Below are 252 nucleotides of genomic sequence, written 5' to 3' on the forward strand. Positions count from 1 at the left end.
TTTTTTATGGTGGAGGCTGACGGGATCGAACCGCCGACCCTCTGCTTGTAAGGCAGATGCTCTCCCAGCTGAGCTAAGCCTCCAAATCCCTGACAAAGTGACGAGTATGCTAAGCAGCATACTCTGATAACTTTGCAGGTACCTTAACCATTGTTAAGGCGTTTTTAGGTGACCCGTAGGGGATTCGAACCCCTGTATGACAGCGTGAAAGGCTGCTGTGTTAAACCGCTTCACCAACGGGCCAAGATCATG

The 252-nt window shown here is 50.4% G+C and carries 2 tRNA genes; both read right to left on the reverse strand.

Annotated elements, in window-relative coordinates:
* Positions 1–7: 7 nt before the first annotated feature.
* Positions 8–83: transfer RNA gene (locus HPY27_RS29900), tRNA-Val, on the reverse strand.
* Positions 84–169: 86 nt separating this feature from the next.
* Positions 170–243 (reverse strand) — tRNA-Glu (locus HPY27_RS29905).
* Positions 244–252: the final 9 nt, after the last annotated feature.

Origin of the sequence: Brevibacillus sp. HB1.1, assembly GCF_013332445.1 — a bacterium.
Classification (GTDB): domain Bacteria; phylum Bacillota; class Bacilli; order Brevibacillales; family Brevibacillaceae; genus Brevibacillus; species Brevibacillus porteri.